Origin of the sequence: Treponema sp. OMZ 790 (genome assembly GCF_024181285.1) — a bacterium.
Taxonomy (GTDB): domain Bacteria; phylum Spirochaetota; class Spirochaetia; order Treponematales; family Treponemataceae; genus Treponema_B.
Genome location: NZ_CP051201.1, coordinates 236,441 through 252,781, shown reverse-complemented (window position 1 = coordinate 252,781; position 16,341 = coordinate 236,441). Strand labels below are relative to the sequence as shown.

Annotated in this window: 16 protein-coding genes; 7 read left to right on the top strand and 9 right to left on the bottom strand. The window is 37.5% G+C overall.

Going from position 1 to position 16,341, the window contains the following annotated elements:
* Nucleotides 1-18: 18 nt before the first annotated feature.
* Complete coding sequence (locus E4O01_RS01205; RefSeq protein ID WP_253693457.1) at nucleotides 19-903, bottom strand: radical SAM protein; 885 nt, start codon at nucleotides 901-903, stop codon at nucleotides 19-21.
* 303 nt (nucleotides 904-1,206) lie between these two features.
* Between E4O01_RS01205 and E4O01_RS01200 the strand changes: the two genes are divergently transcribed.
* Nucleotides 1,207-1,554: a winged helix-turn-helix transcriptional regulator gene (locus E4O01_RS01200; RefSeq protein ID WP_253693454.1), complete on the top strand. Its 348-nt coding sequence runs from the start codon at nucleotides 1,207-1,209 to the stop codon at nucleotides 1,552-1,554.
* A gap of 142 nt (nucleotides 1,555-1,696) precedes the next feature.
* On the top strand, nucleotides 1,697-2,266 hold the full coding sequence (locus E4O01_RS01195; protein ID WP_253677242.1) for a flavin reductase family protein: 570 nt from the start codon (nucleotides 1,697-1,699) through the stop codon (nucleotides 2,264-2,266).
* A gap of 67 nt (nucleotides 2,267-2,333) precedes the next feature.
* Here E4O01_RS01195 and E4O01_RS01190 read toward each other — a convergent pair whose 3' ends face one another.
* The 5 genes from E4O01_RS01190 to E4O01_RS01170 form a co-directional block, all read right to left on the bottom strand.
* Nucleotides 2,334-2,666, bottom strand: coding sequence for a hypothetical protein (locus E4O01_RS01190; RefSeq protein WP_253693452.1), 333 nt, complete (start codon nucleotides 2,664-2,666; stop codon nucleotides 2,334-2,336).
* Nucleotides 2,667-2,886: 220 nt separating this feature from the next.
* Nucleotides 2,887-3,402, bottom strand: coding sequence for a formylglycine-generating enzyme family protein (locus tag E4O01_RS01185; protein ID WP_253693449.1), 516 nt, complete (start codon nucleotides 3,400-3,402; stop codon nucleotides 2,887-2,889).
* The gene (locus E4O01_RS01180) at nucleotides 3,365-3,919 is read right to left on the bottom strand and encodes a formylglycine-generating enzyme family protein (protein ID WP_253693446.1); all 555 of its coding nucleotides are present in this window, start codon (nucleotides 3,917-3,919) and stop codon (nucleotides 3,365-3,367) included. Before E4O01_RS01180 ends, E4O01_RS01185 begins: the two co-directional genes overlap by 38 nt.
* Before the next feature lie 352 nt (nucleotides 3,920-4,271).
* Nucleotides 4,272-5,162: an Rpn family recombination-promoting nuclease/putative transposase gene (locus E4O01_RS01175; protein WP_253693443.1), complete on the bottom strand. Its 891-nt coding sequence runs from the start codon at nucleotides 5,160-5,162 to the stop codon at nucleotides 4,272-4,274.
* Between the two features lie 118 nt (nucleotides 5,163-5,280).
* Nucleotides 5,281-5,679, bottom strand: a complete 399-nt coding sequence (locus E4O01_RS01170) for a hypothetical protein (protein ID WP_253693440.1) — start codon at nucleotides 5,677-5,679, stop codon at nucleotides 5,281-5,283.
* A gap of 243 nt (nucleotides 5,680-5,922) precedes the next feature.
* Between E4O01_RS01170 and E4O01_RS01165 the strand changes: the two genes are divergently transcribed.
* A complete protein-coding gene (locus E4O01_RS01165) occupies nucleotides 5,923-6,744 on the top strand; it encodes a pirin family protein (protein ID WP_253693438.1) in 822 nt (273 codons plus the stop codon).
* Nucleotides 6,745-7,086: 342 nt separating this feature from the next.
* Entirely contained in the window at nucleotides 7,087-7,659 is a 573-nt protein-coding gene (locus E4O01_RS01160) for a nitroreductase family protein (protein WP_253693435.1), read from the top strand.
* A gap of 72 nt (nucleotides 7,660-7,731) precedes the next feature.
* Here E4O01_RS01160 and E4O01_RS01155 read toward each other — a convergent pair whose 3' ends face one another.
* The 3 genes from E4O01_RS01155 to E4O01_RS01145 all read right to left on the bottom strand — a co-directional run bounded on the left by E4O01_RS01155 (nucleotide 7,732) and on the right by E4O01_RS01145 (nucleotide 11,991).
* Nucleotides 7,732-9,318, bottom strand: a complete 1,587-nt coding sequence (locus E4O01_RS01155) for an ABC transporter transmembrane domain-containing protein (protein WP_253693433.1) — start codon at nucleotides 9,316-9,318, stop codon at nucleotides 7,732-7,734.
* The gene (locus E4O01_RS01150; protein WP_253693431.1) at nucleotides 9,302-10,915 is read right to left on the bottom strand and encodes an ATP-binding cassette domain-containing protein; all 1,614 of its coding nucleotides are present in this window, start codon (nucleotides 10,913-10,915) and stop codon (nucleotides 9,302-9,304) included. The genes E4O01_RS01155 and E4O01_RS01150 overlap by 17 nt, the downstream gene beginning before the upstream one ends.
* Before the next feature lie 110 nt (nucleotides 10,916-11,025).
* On the bottom strand, nucleotides 11,026-11,991 hold the full coding sequence (locus E4O01_RS01145) for a helix-turn-helix transcriptional regulator (protein ID WP_253693428.1): 966 nt from the start codon (nucleotides 11,989-11,991) through the stop codon (nucleotides 11,026-11,028).
* A 331-nt stretch (nucleotides 11,992-12,322) separates the two neighbouring features.
* Here E4O01_RS01145 and E4O01_RS01140 point away from each other — a divergent pair, with 331 nt between their 5' ends.
* The 3 genes from E4O01_RS01140 to E4O01_RS01130 all read left to right on the top strand — a co-directional run bounded on the left by E4O01_RS01140 (nucleotide 12,323) and on the right by E4O01_RS01130 (nucleotide 16,283).
* Nucleotides 12,323-12,877, top strand: a complete 555-nt coding sequence (locus E4O01_RS01140) for a hypothetical protein (protein ID WP_253693425.1) — start codon at nucleotides 12,323-12,325, stop codon at nucleotides 12,875-12,877.
* A 36-nt stretch (nucleotides 12,878-12,913) separates the two neighbouring features.
* A complete protein-coding gene (locus E4O01_RS01135; RefSeq protein WP_253693423.1) occupies nucleotides 12,914-14,293 on the top strand; it encodes an MATE family efflux transporter in 1,380 nt (459 codons plus the stop codon).
* A gap of 151 nt (nucleotides 14,294-14,444) precedes the next feature.
* A complete protein-coding gene (locus tag E4O01_RS01130) occupies nucleotides 14,445-16,283 on the top strand; it encodes a methyl-accepting chemotaxis protein (RefSeq protein ID WP_253693420.1) in 1,839 nt (612 codons plus the stop codon).
* Nucleotides 16,284-16,341: the final 58 nt, after the last annotated feature.

Sequence of the window (16,341 nt, the reverse complement as noted above, 5' to 3'; positions counted from 1 at the left end):
TAATCTTGTCAAACCCCATCACAAATGTACTATCCCATCCCTGTAATGCTTCAACATTTTCTCATCGATTGTATCTATAGCATACTGCAAGTATTCCAACATCTTGCCCTTGTGTTTAGGAAGTTTGCCGGAGATAGGAGCCGTATTTGAAACAGTGTTTGCATAAATCATAGTTTCAATATTTAGGTTTTCGATTAAGGTTTTTTGTTCTTTTAATTTTTCTATTTCAGAAGTTTCAATAAAAAGACCTTTTTGTATTTCATCATAAAGTTCCGATTCGGGGAATACCGTAAGAGCTACTATACTTATACTTACAGGATTTATTCGATTATAGACTGCAGCCGTATTTAGAGCAGCACGGTTTCCGTTTCCTTCTCCGGAAAGCCCGTTCAAATATGAAATATGATAGTTTATTCCTGCTTCATCCAATTTGGTCAATTCATAAACTATATCTTGAGCCTTGTAGCCCTTGCGCATAAATAAGAGAGTTTCGTCATCACCGGTTTCGGTTCCGATAATAATTTCATCATAACCTAATTTTTTAAGTTCTTTAAGCTCATCCAAACTCTTCGGGCTTATATCCGTTACCCGCGAAAAACGGCCTATCGTTTTAATCATGGGCAGATACCTATGAATTTTTTCTGCAAGCGCTTTTAATTTTTCCGTCGACAGGGCAAAAGGATTTGCACCGGTTAAAACCATCCGCTTTCCTTGCGGATAGTAAATACTCAACTCCTTTAAATCCGGTTCTACTTCATAGTCGGGTGAAAGACGGAATTTAAAGGGCAAATCCGAATAAAGAGAACAAAACTTGCACTTATGATGTGTGCAGCCGGCTGTAACCTGCAATAAAGACGATGAAGCCTCATAAGGCGGCCTCCAAATAGTTCCCGTAAAATGCATAACTTCCTCCATAAAAACATATTTAAAATTTATCAAAATTATAAATATGTTTTTACACCGTTTTGTAAGGCTTTAGCCTGAAAAACGGCATATAATAAACGATGTTTGCCGAATGGCAAACTCGAAATAAACAGGCCGTTTGTATTTCAAACCGCCTGTTTATCATCCTCCATAAAAACATATTTAAAATTTATCAAAATTGCGAAGTAATTCTAATATAAGGCATGCACAATGATAAAACAAGTACTATTATTTTTTAGCGTACTTGTTTTTATATAGTTTTTGTGATAAAATTATCATAGTATGAAAAAAACGGCAGAAGCTATAAAAAGATGTGAAACGGTTTCGGCAATTCAAAAAATGCTGGGCGGAAAGTGGAAGATTGAAATTCTCTACTATATCGGAATTGAAAAGATTAATCGTTTCGGACAATTACGCCGCAAGATAGGCGAAATTAACGAGTCTTCTTTGACTAAGCAATTACGCGAACTTGAAGCCGACGGTTTTCTTTTACGGTATGACTATAAAGAAATCCCGCCGCGTGTAGAATATTCTCTAACCGAGATGGGGAAAAGTTTTATGAAGGTCTTAAAGTCCATGCAAAAATGGGGGGAGGAGAATCATGAAAGGATGGCAGCAAGGTGCCGATAGCATATTTTTCCGGAGCCTGCCCGAAAGCAAGATTACCGCAAGACTATGCGAATTCCGAAAATACAAAAATGCGAGGCAGCTGAATAAATAACAAAAAAGTGATAGTATGTATAAAATCATTTAGAACAGAAGAGAGGTATATATGAAAAAAGATTTAGGAGTACATCCCTTTGTGTTTCCGATGCCGGTGTTGATGGTTGCAACATACAATGAAGACGGCTCTGTCGATGTTATGAATATGGCCTGGGGCGGAATCTGCGATAATAACATGGTCGCATTAAATCTTGACGAATCGCATAAAACTTCAGCCAATATTAAAAACCGGAAGGCCTTTACACTCAGCGTGGCGGATATTCCGCATATTGAAGCGGCGGATTTTTTCGGAATTGCGAGTGCAAATACCATGCACGATAAATTTGAACGCTCGGGATTGCATGCGGTAAAAAGCAGCCGTGTGGATGCTCCCATCGTAGAAGAATTTCCGTTGACGCTTGAATGTACGGCAGCCGCCATCCAGAATGACCGCTTCGGCTTCCGCGTTGTAGGAGAAATAGTCAATGTCATAGCCGATGAAAAAGTACTCGACGAAAACGGCAAAATAAACCCTGCAAAACTAAACGCCTTTGTATTTGATCAATTTCAGTACGGTTATTATGCAATCGGCGAAAAAGTCGGTCAGGCATGGAAAACGGGAAAAACGTTAATGCCGTAAATGCTTAGGGCATTGCCGCGAGGGGGCCATTTTCATTTTCAATTCCCGTTTTGATAAGACGGCATATTTAAAAATTTAACCGCAGTTTTAGATATGCCCGATACTTCCTGCACCGGCTGATTGCAGCATGGGCAAGCTGTGCATTCGTTACCACTGAATAGACGGGAAGCCCCGCTTGTTCGGCAAGCTTTTTCCGTTCATCCCGCAGATACGAGAAAAGTTCAAAAACATCAGGCGTTAATACTTCTTTATAATCAACCGCACTCTTTCCTTTATCGGATACAGTAACGGCACCGTCGTCAATATATTCTGCCAGTATTTCATAAAAACTGTTTTCGTCCGCTGCAACAAATTCTTTTGTAACGGTGATGATTTTATACACGCGTAAAAAAGTATTCATTTCTGAAAGCGCATGTTCTCAATTAGAGATCGGTATAATAAACAATTTAAATTGCATCTTTTTACTCTCAGGTGAAAAAAACTTTCCTTAAACGTTCTCAATGCTCCCAACCGGATTCGATACTAATATAAGGAGAGCACTCTTTACTTGTACAATCCGTCTTGATGCCGCGGACATTTTACAGTCCGTATGCAAACGTACCGTACACGATAGGGGCGGTTCACACACTTTGTGTGAGCTTCAGGGGGCGCGAGAGAAGCCGCAAGCCCAGATTGTTGTTGCGATTGCCGGGATTGTTGTTGTCCCGATAGGCACGCGCAGCGTTATCCGCATTGTTGTTCCAACTCCCTCCCCATTTGACGCGGTTAGTACCGGACAAAGAGCCTGTATAGTCAGCCGACATCGGATCAGGTAAGCTGCCGTACCAGTCCCGGCACCACTCCCATACGTTCCCGCTCATGTCGTATAATCCGTAGCCGTTGCGCTTCTTCTTCTTCTTCTTCTTCTTCTTCTTCTTCTTCTTCTTCTTCTTCTTCTTCTTCTTCTTTACCTCATGCGTTTTATTTTCACTGTTAATATCGTACCACGCATACTGTTCAAGCTTCGTCAAATCGTTTGTTCCTGCCCATTTGTCATTTGTTTCGCCCTTGGCTGCCCACTCCCATTCCGCCCCCGTCGGTAAGCGGAAGCCTTTTTTCTCAAGCTTCTTGTACCGGCTCTTTTCCTGCTTGTACATGCTCTTTTGTATATACCGTTGTGCCATCCTCTTTTAGATAGTACACACATTCGGCAGCTCCAAGCTCCGTTACCTTCTTCGTCAACTCGTTACAAAAGGCAATACAGTCAACCCAGCTTACCTTTTCCACCGACCGCTTTCCCTGCTCTTCTCCGGCAGCAGGAAGTTTATCCGCGCCTTGAAAATAACTCGGATTTTCTCCCATCACCTTTTCCCACAGCTCCTGCGTTACTTCGGTTTCGCCTATGAAGTACGCTCTTAAGTTTACTGTGTGTTCGGGGTTATTGCTTTCGTCCGCAACCCCGAGCGTTGCAGGCTTTGCCGCTTTAATCGCCTTCATCGTAAAACTGACTCCCTCTACCGTGTAGGTTTTATCGGCAAACGGTGCGAGCGTTCCGCCGCCGCCGCCTCCTGCGGTGTTGGGGCTGGCGGTTAGGAGCAATGCCAAAAATGCGGTTGTGATGAGCGCCACTGCTCCCTTAAAGGCGTGTGCCTTGTGCTTGTTGATTGTTTTCATAACATATCTACTTATTTATTTAATTTTTAATGTGTATGTGTAGTTAAACCGTTGCCAATTACGGAAACTTGTGTATGGAAAAGGCGGTGCAGACTTTACCGTACCGGCTTTGTCAAGTAGTTTGACGGTTTTTTGAGAACTTTTTGTTATACTGTTTAAGTGGTTTATTTTCCCCTTCATACTATATATTATAGCCCAAGTTTTTATAAATGACAACTTTTTGGGAAAGTTTTTTGTAATTTGTTTTGAGAAATGGCGTAAATGTCGAATGACAAGTGCCAAAGGGCGAACTTCTTACTTCGGCATTAGCAGCCGGTGTCGTAGTCATATTCGGCTATTAACATATTGATTCTTATAAGGCTTGCACTTCCTCAATACTTAAACCGACAGCTTGGGCAATATTTTCAATAGGAAAATTCATTGCACGTAAGTTTTTCGCCGTTTCGAGAGCTTTTTGGTAAGAGCCGTCGGAAAACCCCTGCTCAATACCTTGTTCAATACCTTCGGCAAAGGCTATTCTACCGGCTTCTTGCCTCTGTACCGCTATGTCGGTATCATAATCGTATTCTGCTATTAACATGTTTATTACCTCCCGTGATTTTCTCATTAAGTAGTCTTTTAAGATGCCTTTTTCTATGCATATTTTTACCGCATTGGTAAATCCGTTTTCACTGTCAAGCTGTGTTTGCTTTCTTACCTCTTCAACAAATAAACTGTAGTCTTTCAATGTTTTACATCGGCTTAATACGTCCGCTCCCTTATTCTTGTTTATGTTATAGACTTTTACCGAAAGCTCCAAAGGCACAGATTCAGGTTTTGTAATAAAGGCGTTGGAAAGTTTTAGAATTGTACTTTCAGGGTAGTCTTCTACACCATTGTAAAAAACGTAAAATTCAGGTGTAGGTATTTTTGACAGTTTCCTTAAATATCTGTCTGTCGGAGCTTGCAGTTTTTCGTAGAGCCGAGCTATATACTGCAAAAAACGTAACGGCATATTCTCGTTTATGGTGGATTGATGCTCTGCAAGCACGATTATTTTGTTGTCCACAAGGCAGGAAACATCGTTGATTATGTTCATGTACATAACGTTGTCGAGCCTTATGTTTTCTACCGGACAAGACAGCTGTAGATTCGTACCGTGCAGGGCATTATACAGCGATAAAAAGTTTTCTTTTGCTTTTTCATCTTCGCTGAAAAGGTCGACAAAGACAGAATCTTTATAGCTACGTTTGTTTTTAGCCATTTTCATCACCTCCTTACTTTTATATTCCGCTTTAAGCATTATACCACGAAGAGGGGAATTTTTCAATTAAGTATTTTTAATTCCGCACAAAGAAGAGAGATGGTATCCCCCACTTGACTTAATTGTATAGTATAAGAGTACACGTACTATACCGGTTAAGGGAGAAAATTTGTAAAAAAATCATTTCCATCATCAAAAATATACCGGTGCCCGGCTGTATTTCTTTTATAAAATCATCTACCTCTTTTGCCCATTTCCGGTATGTTTCCTTTTTTAAAGGAAAATGCGGACCGGAAAAATCCCATAGACACCAGCATATTAATCCGTCGGCGAGATTATATCTTGCATCACAAGCATAAGCTAAGGGGCCGCCCATACTGGCTCCTCCGAGAAATACTTTCCCGGTAAAGTTTTTTCTCGCATATTCAACTTTTACATTTTTATTCCATTCGGCTATCAGCTCATTTCCGAACCATCTATCCATGTAATTCTTCCAAAAATCAACCCCCGTATGCATAGCCCGCCTCCAAAAAAGATTTGTCCGTCTTTTTTACGGTTTATATTCTATCATTTTTTAACTGTTTTTGCAAACTCTGTGATTATTATCTATCCGCTAAAAATATAAAACGAGAATTATGTAAAGGTGTTAAAGTCCATGCAAAAACAAGATGAAAAGAATATATATTCTTAAAATGTATAATTGAATTTGACTAAATGCCGTTTATTATGTATTTTATAGCCCAAGGAAAAGGAAAAACCTATGGAAAGAAAAATAAAAACAGCAGTTACAGGCTTTCCTGCACAAGACGGAGCGGGAGTTCATCTTGTCCGTGTGTTGGGGCATAGCACAACAAGCGATTTTGATCCCATCTTAATGCTTGATTCTTTTGACAGCACCAATCCCGATGACTACACTGCGGGGTTTCCAATGCACCCTCATAGAGGCATTGAAACAATCAGCTATGTGTACAAGGGAAAAATGCAGCACAAGGACAGTCTTGGTTTTGAAGACACGGTAGGCGACGGCGAAGTACAATGGATGACAGCCGGAAAAGGAATTCTTCATGAAGAAAAGCTGCCTGCAAGCGAACGCCTCCTCGGTGTTCAGCTTTGGCTCAATTTGCCTGCGGCTAAAAAAATGGTACCGCCGGAATACCGCAGCATAAAAAATGCGGAAATTAAAGAAATACCTTTTGACGGAGGTTTTATACGCTTGCTTGCAGGCTCGTATAAAGAACACGCAGGCTTTAAAAGCAAGTATCTTCCGCTTAACTATTACGACATTACACTCAATGCAGGAGCCGAAATAACAATCGAAACGGAACAGGAGGATTCGGTTATGCTGTTTACCCTCCTTTCGGATGCGGTTATAAGCGGTCAGACGGTAAAAGAAAAAACGGCAGTAAAACTGACTGAAGGAAACTCCGTTACGATAAAGGCAGGAACAGATACGGCAAAAGTTTTGTTTGTCGGATCAAAAACCTTAAACGAATCCATTGCATGGGGAGGTCCCATCGTAATGAACACAAGAGAAGAATTGCAAAAAGCTTTTAGCGATTTGCATAACGGAACGTTTATTTAACCGATACAGAGCTATATATAGGAGAGCTGATAAACAGTTCGGCGGAAATATTGCCTCGCTGTTTATATTTGAGTTTGCCTTTCAGACAAACATCATATTATTGTATGCGGTTTGCAAGCAAACCGCTTGAAAAAACTTTTTTTAGGATTTGATAATCCTTGCAAAAAGTTTTTATAGGAGAGCTGATAAACAGCTCGGCGGAAATATTGCCTCGCTGTTTATATTTGAGTTTGCCTTTCAGACAAACATCATATTATTGTATGCGGTTTGCAAGCAAACCGCTTGAAAAAACTTTTTTCAGGATTTGATAATCCTTGCAAAAAGTTTTTATAGGAGAAGGATATGGGAATTATACAATCTTTGGAAAAACGCAGGTCTTATTATAACATTAATAAAAACCTGCCGGTGTCTGCCGCAGAAGCCGGTGCTTTAATAAAAAAAGCGGTAGAATTGGTGCCTGACGCCTTTAATATGAAAAGTGCACGGGTAGTTACGGTATTCGGCGAAAAGCACGATTTATTGTGGGATTCGATATACGAGGCATTCGGCGGCAAAGTTCCGCGTGAAAAAATCGATTCATTTAAGGCGGGGGCAGGTACGGTTCTGTTCTTTTATGATGAAAAAACCGTAAAGGCTCTGCAAGAAAAATTCGCTTCTTATGCAGCCAATTTCCCCGTATGGGCAAATCAGGCAAACGGAATGCTTCAGCTCGCCGTTTGGACAGCCTTACGGGAAGCGGGCATTGGCGCTTCGCTGCAGCACTACAATCCCGTTATTGATGAAAAGGTAAAATCGCTTTTTTCCATTCCGCAGGAATATGTGCTGATTGCTCAAATGCCCTTCGGCGGTATCGGCAGCGAGCCCGATCCGAAAGAAAAAGAAAATATTGATGACAGAGTAACGATTATAGAGTAATCCTTTCTTAATTGATAGTTTATGATTTGACACCTTCTAAGAAGGTTATACCGTTTAGAAGGTGTCATACAATTATCTGCCTATCTTCCAAAGAGAGACGGCCATTTCTTTGATCCTGTCATTAAGCTGATGAGTTACAATAAAAACTTTTTTATTCCTTAAGCCTAAAATAAGATCTTCTACCCTTCCTATGTTTTGAGCATCGATATTTGCAAAGGGCTCATCAAAAATTACTACAGGCGTATCGCGCAATAGGGTACGCACAAAACTTAGACGCTTTAATTCTCCGCCTGAAAATTTATTTTCGATGTGCGTAAAGTCCATATTCAAGCTTTCAGTGTTTGCAAATTTTTCTAAACCTAATTTTTCCATTAAGGTAAAGATTTTTTCTTCTGCAATATCTTCACCTAAGGTTAAATTGTTTTTTAAACTATCGTCAAAGAAAACAGCCTCTTGAGCTAAAAACGAAATAATAGCGAACCTATTCTTGATGGAATAAATATTTTTTTCATCGAGTAAAACATTTCCTTTTTTGGGTTTTAATAGGCCTAAAAGAATTTTCATTGCAGTGGACTTTCCGCTTCCGCTTTCTCCATAGATAATATGTATTCCGTTGCCGGTAAATTTTTTATTTACATTTTGAAGAACGGGTAATTCGCTGTAAGCATAGCTTACATCATCAAAAGATATATTGCTTGACGAAACCTCGGCTTCAATCTTTTTTTCTTCCGATTCTTTAACCACCAAACTCTTATAACCGTCGAAGATAACCTTGCTCATAATAAAGTGATTAACATACATCGAAATATAATAAACTTGAGATTTCAGCTGTACAATCAAACCGTTAGCCATCATAAATTCGGCAATGCTTAATTCGTTTTTATAAATAAGGTAAACACCGTAAAAAACAACGGTAATTATACTTAATTGAGAGGCAAGAGAAGAAAGATTTCGGGATAGGATACTTACGGCTGAAACGGAAAATTGTTTTTTTGCTAACCTTTCTACCGACTTATTTAAGAGATTTTGAAAACGTCCTTCACTGCCGTAATTTTTTATTACTTCAAAACCTTTTAACCAATCCGAAAATTCCCCCATGTGTCCGTTTAAAATGCTTATGGACTCGGATTGTTTTTTATCCAAAATCTTTTTAAATAGTTGCGGAATAAGAGAGGTTATTAAAACAAAAAATAAACTTATAAGGGCTAATTTTAAATTAATATATAAAAGAAAGCCGGAAGCAAAAATAGTTTCCATAAGAATCTGACCCATTCCGTAGAAGGACTGATAATATAGTCCGTTGAGGGAAGGAAGCTGTTGTTGGTAGTATGAAAGTTTTTTTCCTTCATCAATATTATAAAATTCTTCGTACTCTGCTCTTACCCAAGAATGAAAAAGACCTTGCCTGAGAAACTTTAAGCGGCTTGTTTTAAATCTTCCGAAAAAATAAGAATAAAGTCCATGTCCTCCGGCTCTTACCAGTATTGCAGTAAAATATACGGAAATAAAAACAATAACTTTTTGAATATCCTTACTTACGGCGCCATCGGCTATCTTTCCGCCTAGCCATGAAAAAACCGTAACGGCTGCAGCCGAAAAGACTAAAAATAGAAGAGCAAAAAATATAAATAATTTTTCAAGATTAGACAGCTTCTTCATATAAGCTCCTTTCATTTGTATCGAATTTATAAATTCGATCAAACAGTTTTTTTGTTTCGGTATCCGCAATGTGCGAAATAATTATTACTGTAGAATCCTTTATAGAAAAAATTAAATTTTTTACCCGCTCAATATTTTCGTTATCGATATTTGCAAGAGGCTCATCGAATATCATAATCGGGCGTTTATGCAAAACGGTTCTTGCAATGCTTATACGCTTTTTTTCTCCGCCCGAAAAACCGTAGGTTTCACCTATGACGGTTTCTTTCAAATACTTATCTTCGGTGTACTTATTTAAACCTACGGAGTTAAGAACATCCTTAACTTTTTCTTCAGTAATTTCCTTATCCAAAAATAAATTATCTAAAAGGTTCATTTTAAAGATATAAGCTTCTTGCTGCTGAATGGAAACCACATCGGAAATATTTTTTATTTTTTGGGGAGCGGTTCCGCCTATCGTAATTGAACCGGAATCGGGAGCGTGTATTCCTAAAAGTAGACGCATTATAGTAGATTTTCCTGAACCCGATTCACCTAAGATCAATATTTTTTCGTTTTGTTTAAATGTAAAATTCGTATTGTTTAAAATCTTTTTTTCATTATACGAAAACGATAGCCCCTTAGCATCAACAGTAAAATCTTTTAATACTTCCTCCTCCCCTATTTCAGTTTTAGCATCTATAAATTCAACCATTGCATCACGCACAGGACGGGAAGAAAAGAAAGTTTTTAATAAATTTGCAGTCCAATACATGGGCCGCGACATCATTGCGACTAAGCTCATTATGGTATAAAGCTCTCCGATAGAAAAAACATTCTTGTAAACATAGTATGCACAATAAGCTGTCATAAGCAAATTAACTATAGCAGATACAAAAAAACTCAAAGCCGTTTCAAAGCAGCTTACCTTTACGGCATCCATTTGTTTTTTTCTTAAAAACTCGTTTACTTTATCATATCTGAAAATTATATACTGTTCGCAAGAAAAAACTTTTATAATATCAATTCCTTTTAACCATGTCCTTACAGCCGAAAAATGTTTTTCGACCGCTGCCATCCTTTCCTTTGAAGCTTTGGCCAAAATATTTTTTAAAACCGTCGGAACCATAAGAGGAATCATTAATAAGACAACAGTAACAAAAGCAGTCTGTATATTTATTGTTAAAAGCGTTATTATCGTTACAGAAAAAATCAAAACATTATCGGTTAAAGCAGTCCATACATAAAAATACTCTCCGCTTACGGCATCTATCTTATCGGTATAATCTGCACTTATTTTTCCTTCAGGTATGTTGATATACTCTCCCATATTTTTTTTAAGAAGGGCATCAAAATAAGTTTTTCGTAAATCAGCCTCAGCAACAATTACAAGTTTTGATTTTACAAGATCATAAAAATAGGCAAACAAAGCTGCAAAAATCATTGCCCCTAATGACAATAGCATTAGGGTAGACATAGAGTAGGAAGTTTTTCCTAAGGCCGTATCAAGAAGCCGGCCATTCCATATTTGAAGCTTCATTGTACATAACAAATTAACTCCGCCTAAGGCAAAAAAAAGCACAAAATATTTTTTTTGTTTGAATATAAACCTAAACAATTACTACCCCTCTTCACTGTAAACATTAGCTAACATTTAAGATTATAGTACTTTGGATAATTATTGTCAAGAATGAATTAAGATATAGAACAAAATAAGATTAAATTATTTTATTTAAATAATTCTTTTCGCATCTTATGAGGTGTAAGACCGTAAACTTCCCGAAACACTTGTTGAAAATGCCCCTCTCCCTTATAGCCGGAAAGACGGGCGATATCTCCAATCAAAAGATTTTCATCCCGTAAAAGCTGCAAGGCTTTTTCCATTTTAAGTCTTTTTACATAAGAATACACCGTCATATTGTAACGCTCCTTAAAGCCCAACATCAGTTTTTGCTGATTTATACCGAAGCGTTTTGATAATTCTTTTATCGAAGGAGGCGAAAGCATTTCGGTTTCCAAAAGTTTACGAATCCCGTCTAAGGCTTTAATATCTGAATCGGAAAGATAAACGGCTGATTTTTTTTTATTCGCATAAACATAATCAAATAAAATTGAAAAGACTTCAAAACATTTTGCCCGAATAAACATGTTAAGAGCAAAGCCTTCTAATCGGCAATCTTTTACCTGATTACAAATCTCGGTAATTTGAGGAACATAAAGCACTCCGGGGTTTAAAATCTTTGCGGAAGTTTCCCAAAAATCTTCAGGCAGCTTGCAGCCGATTTTATCTTCCATCTCATCAAAAAATAACTGCCTAAAAACAAAGCCGACATTTACCAAACGGACACCTGCACTAAAACGCTTAAAGCCCGAAAAATAAGCGTTATTCACAAAGGCATTAAGACCGTGTTCGCAGGGCAACAGTTCGGAGCTGTCTTTTTCATATATGTCCAGCTCACCTTCATAAAACTGACCGATAGAAACGGTTTTTTCGTTTACATTCTCTAATAAGGTTATGGATTCAAAAAATTCCAAATCTGCAATCGATACCAAGGCTCGATCAAAATCTCCTAAGATTGTAACCGCCCCCTTCCCCAACTTAGGCGGCACCTCATATCTTATAGTTCCCCTATCCTCCGCACGGGTAAAGCCTAACCTTTCCAAATCATTCCAATGTTCTTCCAAACTGCGCATATCTTTCCTCAAAGTAAAAACATTCCATTTACTATTATAAACATTCCAAAATAAAGAAAATTACATTGAAAAATTAAAAAATATTTTAAAAATCATTCTGATATCAATAAAAACCCTTGACAAAGACCGATAAATTCCGCATTATATGTTAAATTAAGGAGATATGATAAACAGTTCAGCAGAAATTCTGCCTCGCTGTTTATCTGCCGAGTTTTGTACCCATTAGGTACAAAACATCGCATTATTATATGTGTGTGCTTTCCGGCACACACTTGAAAAAACTTTTTTTGCAAATTAATATTTGCTGCAAAAAGTTTTTATGGGAGTTACTATGAATAATAAAATCAAAAGAAACCTTTTTATACTAATTTCAACGGCACATTTTCTGGGTATTTTTGTTCCTACCCTCGTCCTAAGTATTATTGGAGAAAATCTTTCTACCATTGTTATTGTTGACAGTGCAGTCGCCTTATCATGGATATTGTTTTTACCCTTATTTATCTGTAAAAAGAAAAAGATAGTGGTTTTGTTTTTGACGGCTGTATGCACAATTCCGATATTCCTTTATATAACGGAACAGTGTACAAGTCCCGGACAATGGTTTTTAAATATTGCGTTACCGCAATTCCTTTTATGTATAACAACAGCCGGAGTTATTATGTTCATTTGGGCAAGAATAAAGCTGAACACATGGTATGGCGTATCAGCTACTGTCCTTGTGCTTGGCGTTTGCAATTATATTGCTCACAACATATTACCTACAGCCGCACAAAGTTACGGTTTAGAACAAATGGACAATGTTATTTCATTTCTTATAATACTTTTAGCATTGCCTTTTTTATTAATAGGAGTTCTAAAACATAAACAAGAATTCCGAAAAATTTAAAATAATCATCATAAACTATTTAAGGATTTTTACATTATGGAAAACGAAAAGCAAAAAGAATTTATATTAAACGGAAACTTGTGGAAAGTTATCTTTGATCTTTCATGGCCTGCCGTTATTGCAATGATTTTATTGGGAGCAAACAATGTGCTGGACGGAATCTTTGTCGGGCACTTTGCCGAGGAAGGAGCTTTTACAGGCATTTCGGTAGCCCTGCCCCCAATCATAACAATAATAGGTTTAGGTATTCTCGTAGGTTCGGGAGCCGGCACTCTTTCAAGCATTGCAATCGGTGCGGAAGATAAAAATATTCAAAAAAAGATTTTAGGTAATGTCAATTTTTTGACACTTATAATAAGTGTAATCGTAATGAGCTTAGGCTTTCTTTTTTCGGAACAAACTCTTTTTTTAATGGGAGGCAGGGGCAAGGCTCTAATACACGGAGGCGAATACTACCTCACCCTTTTATGGGGTACTCCGATTTGGATATATGCCATTGCTCTTAATAACCTTATCCGCTCTGAAGGGAAAATGAAAACGGCAGCGGCAATTATGGGAATAAGCCTTATTGTAAACGGATGCGCAAACTACATTCTTATGGTTATATTCAGCTTCGGAGTAAAAGGAGCAGCTATCGGAACAAATATAGGTATGGCAGTACAGGCCTGTATCGGCGCCTATTATTTTGCAAAAAAGAACACGGATTCTCCGGCTTATGTATTTACAATCAGAATGGACGGTGAAATTATATCTAAGATTATTTCGATGGGATTGGCAGGTTTTATAATGCAGTTTATGGGAACTATCCAAATGCTTTTGGTTTTAAATGTACTCAACCGGTACGGTTCGCAAGAAGACATTGCCTTTTACGGAATAGTTACACGTATTTTTTCCTTTGTACTACAGCCGATAGGAGGTTTCATGTTTGCCCTCAGTCCCATAATCGGAATAAACTTCGGAGCAGATAAGACGGAACGTCTTATTTCAGCCTTTAAGCGATTTGTATCTGCAGCCCTTGTTTTGATAGCTCCATTATGGATTTTGATGATTATCTTCCCGCAAACAGCAGTTTCTTTGATGATGAAAAATCCTCATCTAAGCATTCAAAATATTTCCTATTTTAGGATTTACATGGCACTCCTACCCGTTATGCCCTTAGTCTTTTTTGCTCTAGCCTTTTTTCCTGCCGTCAACAAAGGAAAAATAAGCTCGATATTGGGAATTTTACAGCAAATCGTCTTTTACATACCGGTGATGTTGATTTTTCCTATCTTTATAGGCGTTGCAGGCGTATACTATGGTACATTTTTCATAGAAGTTTTAAGCGGCATACCTGTTTCCATCCTTCTTTTGCGCGAATTCAGATTATTAAGGACAGGCATTACTAAATGGCAAAAAAATGAAAAAGAAAATTAATATAGTAACCTTATTAGATTAAATTTATTTATTGAATATCATTTTTTGTATTCTATTCTGTAGTAAAAAATTGACAAAATAAATCAATTTTTAATAAAGGTACCAACAGCAAAAGCTATTGATAAACTGCAAAATAGTGAAGGAGCATACAATGAAAGATAAAAATGGCGGCATTTATGAACCATCAAAAGCAATTTTGATATTTGATTTATTAACTAACCTTGCGTGGATTTTATCCACTATTTTAACCAACCGTATTGTTGGCAGCTCAGGAAACATCATGAATATTCTGAGTACAAAAGCTTTTGCAGTTATCATGATAACTTCAACTTTTAACCCGATACTAAAATGGAAATTTATTATACCCTCAATAGTAAACTGGAAAGAAAATCCCGTAAAAGCACAAAAAAGTATCTCCTTGTATGTAATGATTGCATTTATTATTCCATTGATGATTGCCCTCTTCGGTCCGTTTTTTACTTCATTGGAATCGGGCCTAATCACCGAAACAAGAACATTCATTTCGTACATGAGTATAACCATGGGAAATATGTTCTTGATGAGCACATTCTTCAGCAGTTTTATGGTAAGATCATTGGAAAGATGGGCAACTTTTTTGCCCTTAGAAGAAAAGCACTTGGATCTTTCTATGACGCGAAGAACAGCCATTGTAAGTATCCTAAGTATTCTCTCAATCGCTTTTTTTACGATAGCTCCGTTGGTTAGAACAAAAACAGACGATATTTATATGCAGCTTTTGACAAAGGTACTTCCGCTTTTTAGCTATGGAATTACTCTTTCAATAATAAATATAGTCCTTATAACTCAGTCTACCAAAAAGAAAATAGCAAGTCTTCAATCGGCAATCAATAATCTATCCTTAGGTAATTATAATCAAGAGTTCCTCACAGCCGATTCACGTGATGAAGCGGCTCTTTTGATAAAAGATTTTAACACTCTTTTAGCATTTAATAAAGAATTTTTTAATGATGTAAAAAATTCGGGAGAGACTTCTCACAACATAGCAAATAAACTATTATCAAATATGACTACAACCGGCAATGTTGTAGATCAAATAACCGGAAATATTGCTTCAATCAATAACAGTATCCAAAATCAATCATTGGGAGTTTTGCAAACTCAATCTACACTTGAACAAATAGCAAAAAATATTGAGTGCCTTGACCAAAATATTACAAATCAATCTTCAGCAGTAACAGAATCGGTTTCAGCAATAGAAGAAATGACGGCAAACATAAAATCCATTACTTCCGTTTTAAAAAACAATTTAGGTTCGATGGAAGAGTTAAATATTGCAGCCGAAAAAGGAAGAAAATCCATTTTCGAAACAAACGAATTTGTGAAGTCCTTGAGTGAAAAATCGGAGGGCCTTTTAGAAACGACCTCCGTTATCCAAAATATAGCAAGTCAAACGAACCTGTTGGCTATGAATGCCGCCATTGAAGCTGCCCATGCGGGAGAAGCAGGAAAAGGGTTTGCCGTCGTTGCAGATGAAATAAGAAAACTTGCCGAAGAGTCGGGCACTCAGGGCAAAGCCATAACTACCGTTTTAATGGAATTAAAAAATCAAATCGAAGAAGTAACCAAAGCCTCTTTAATGGGTGAAACACAGTTTACTGAAGTCATGCGTATCCTAAATCTTGTCAATAATAGAAACAGTGAAATAATGAATGCCATGAATGAACAAGATGTGGGCAGCACACAGATACTTCAAGCAATAAAAAACATTATGCAGATAACCTCTGAAGTCAAAAACGGTTCGGAAGAAATGCTTATAGGAAACACTGAAGCAGGAAAAGAAATGACAAGACTTGTAGATATTTCTAAGAGTATAAGCAATAATATGAATGAAATAAACCAAAAATCGGATCTTATTGCAAGCGAAATAGAAAGAGCCATGAATATGACTGAGGAAAATAAACAGGCCGTTTCAAAAATATTTTCATATCTTGAAAAGCTGGCTTTATAAAACTTAAGTTAATTGCTGCCCAACAGCCTACTTAACTATCTCTTAAAAATCTTCTATA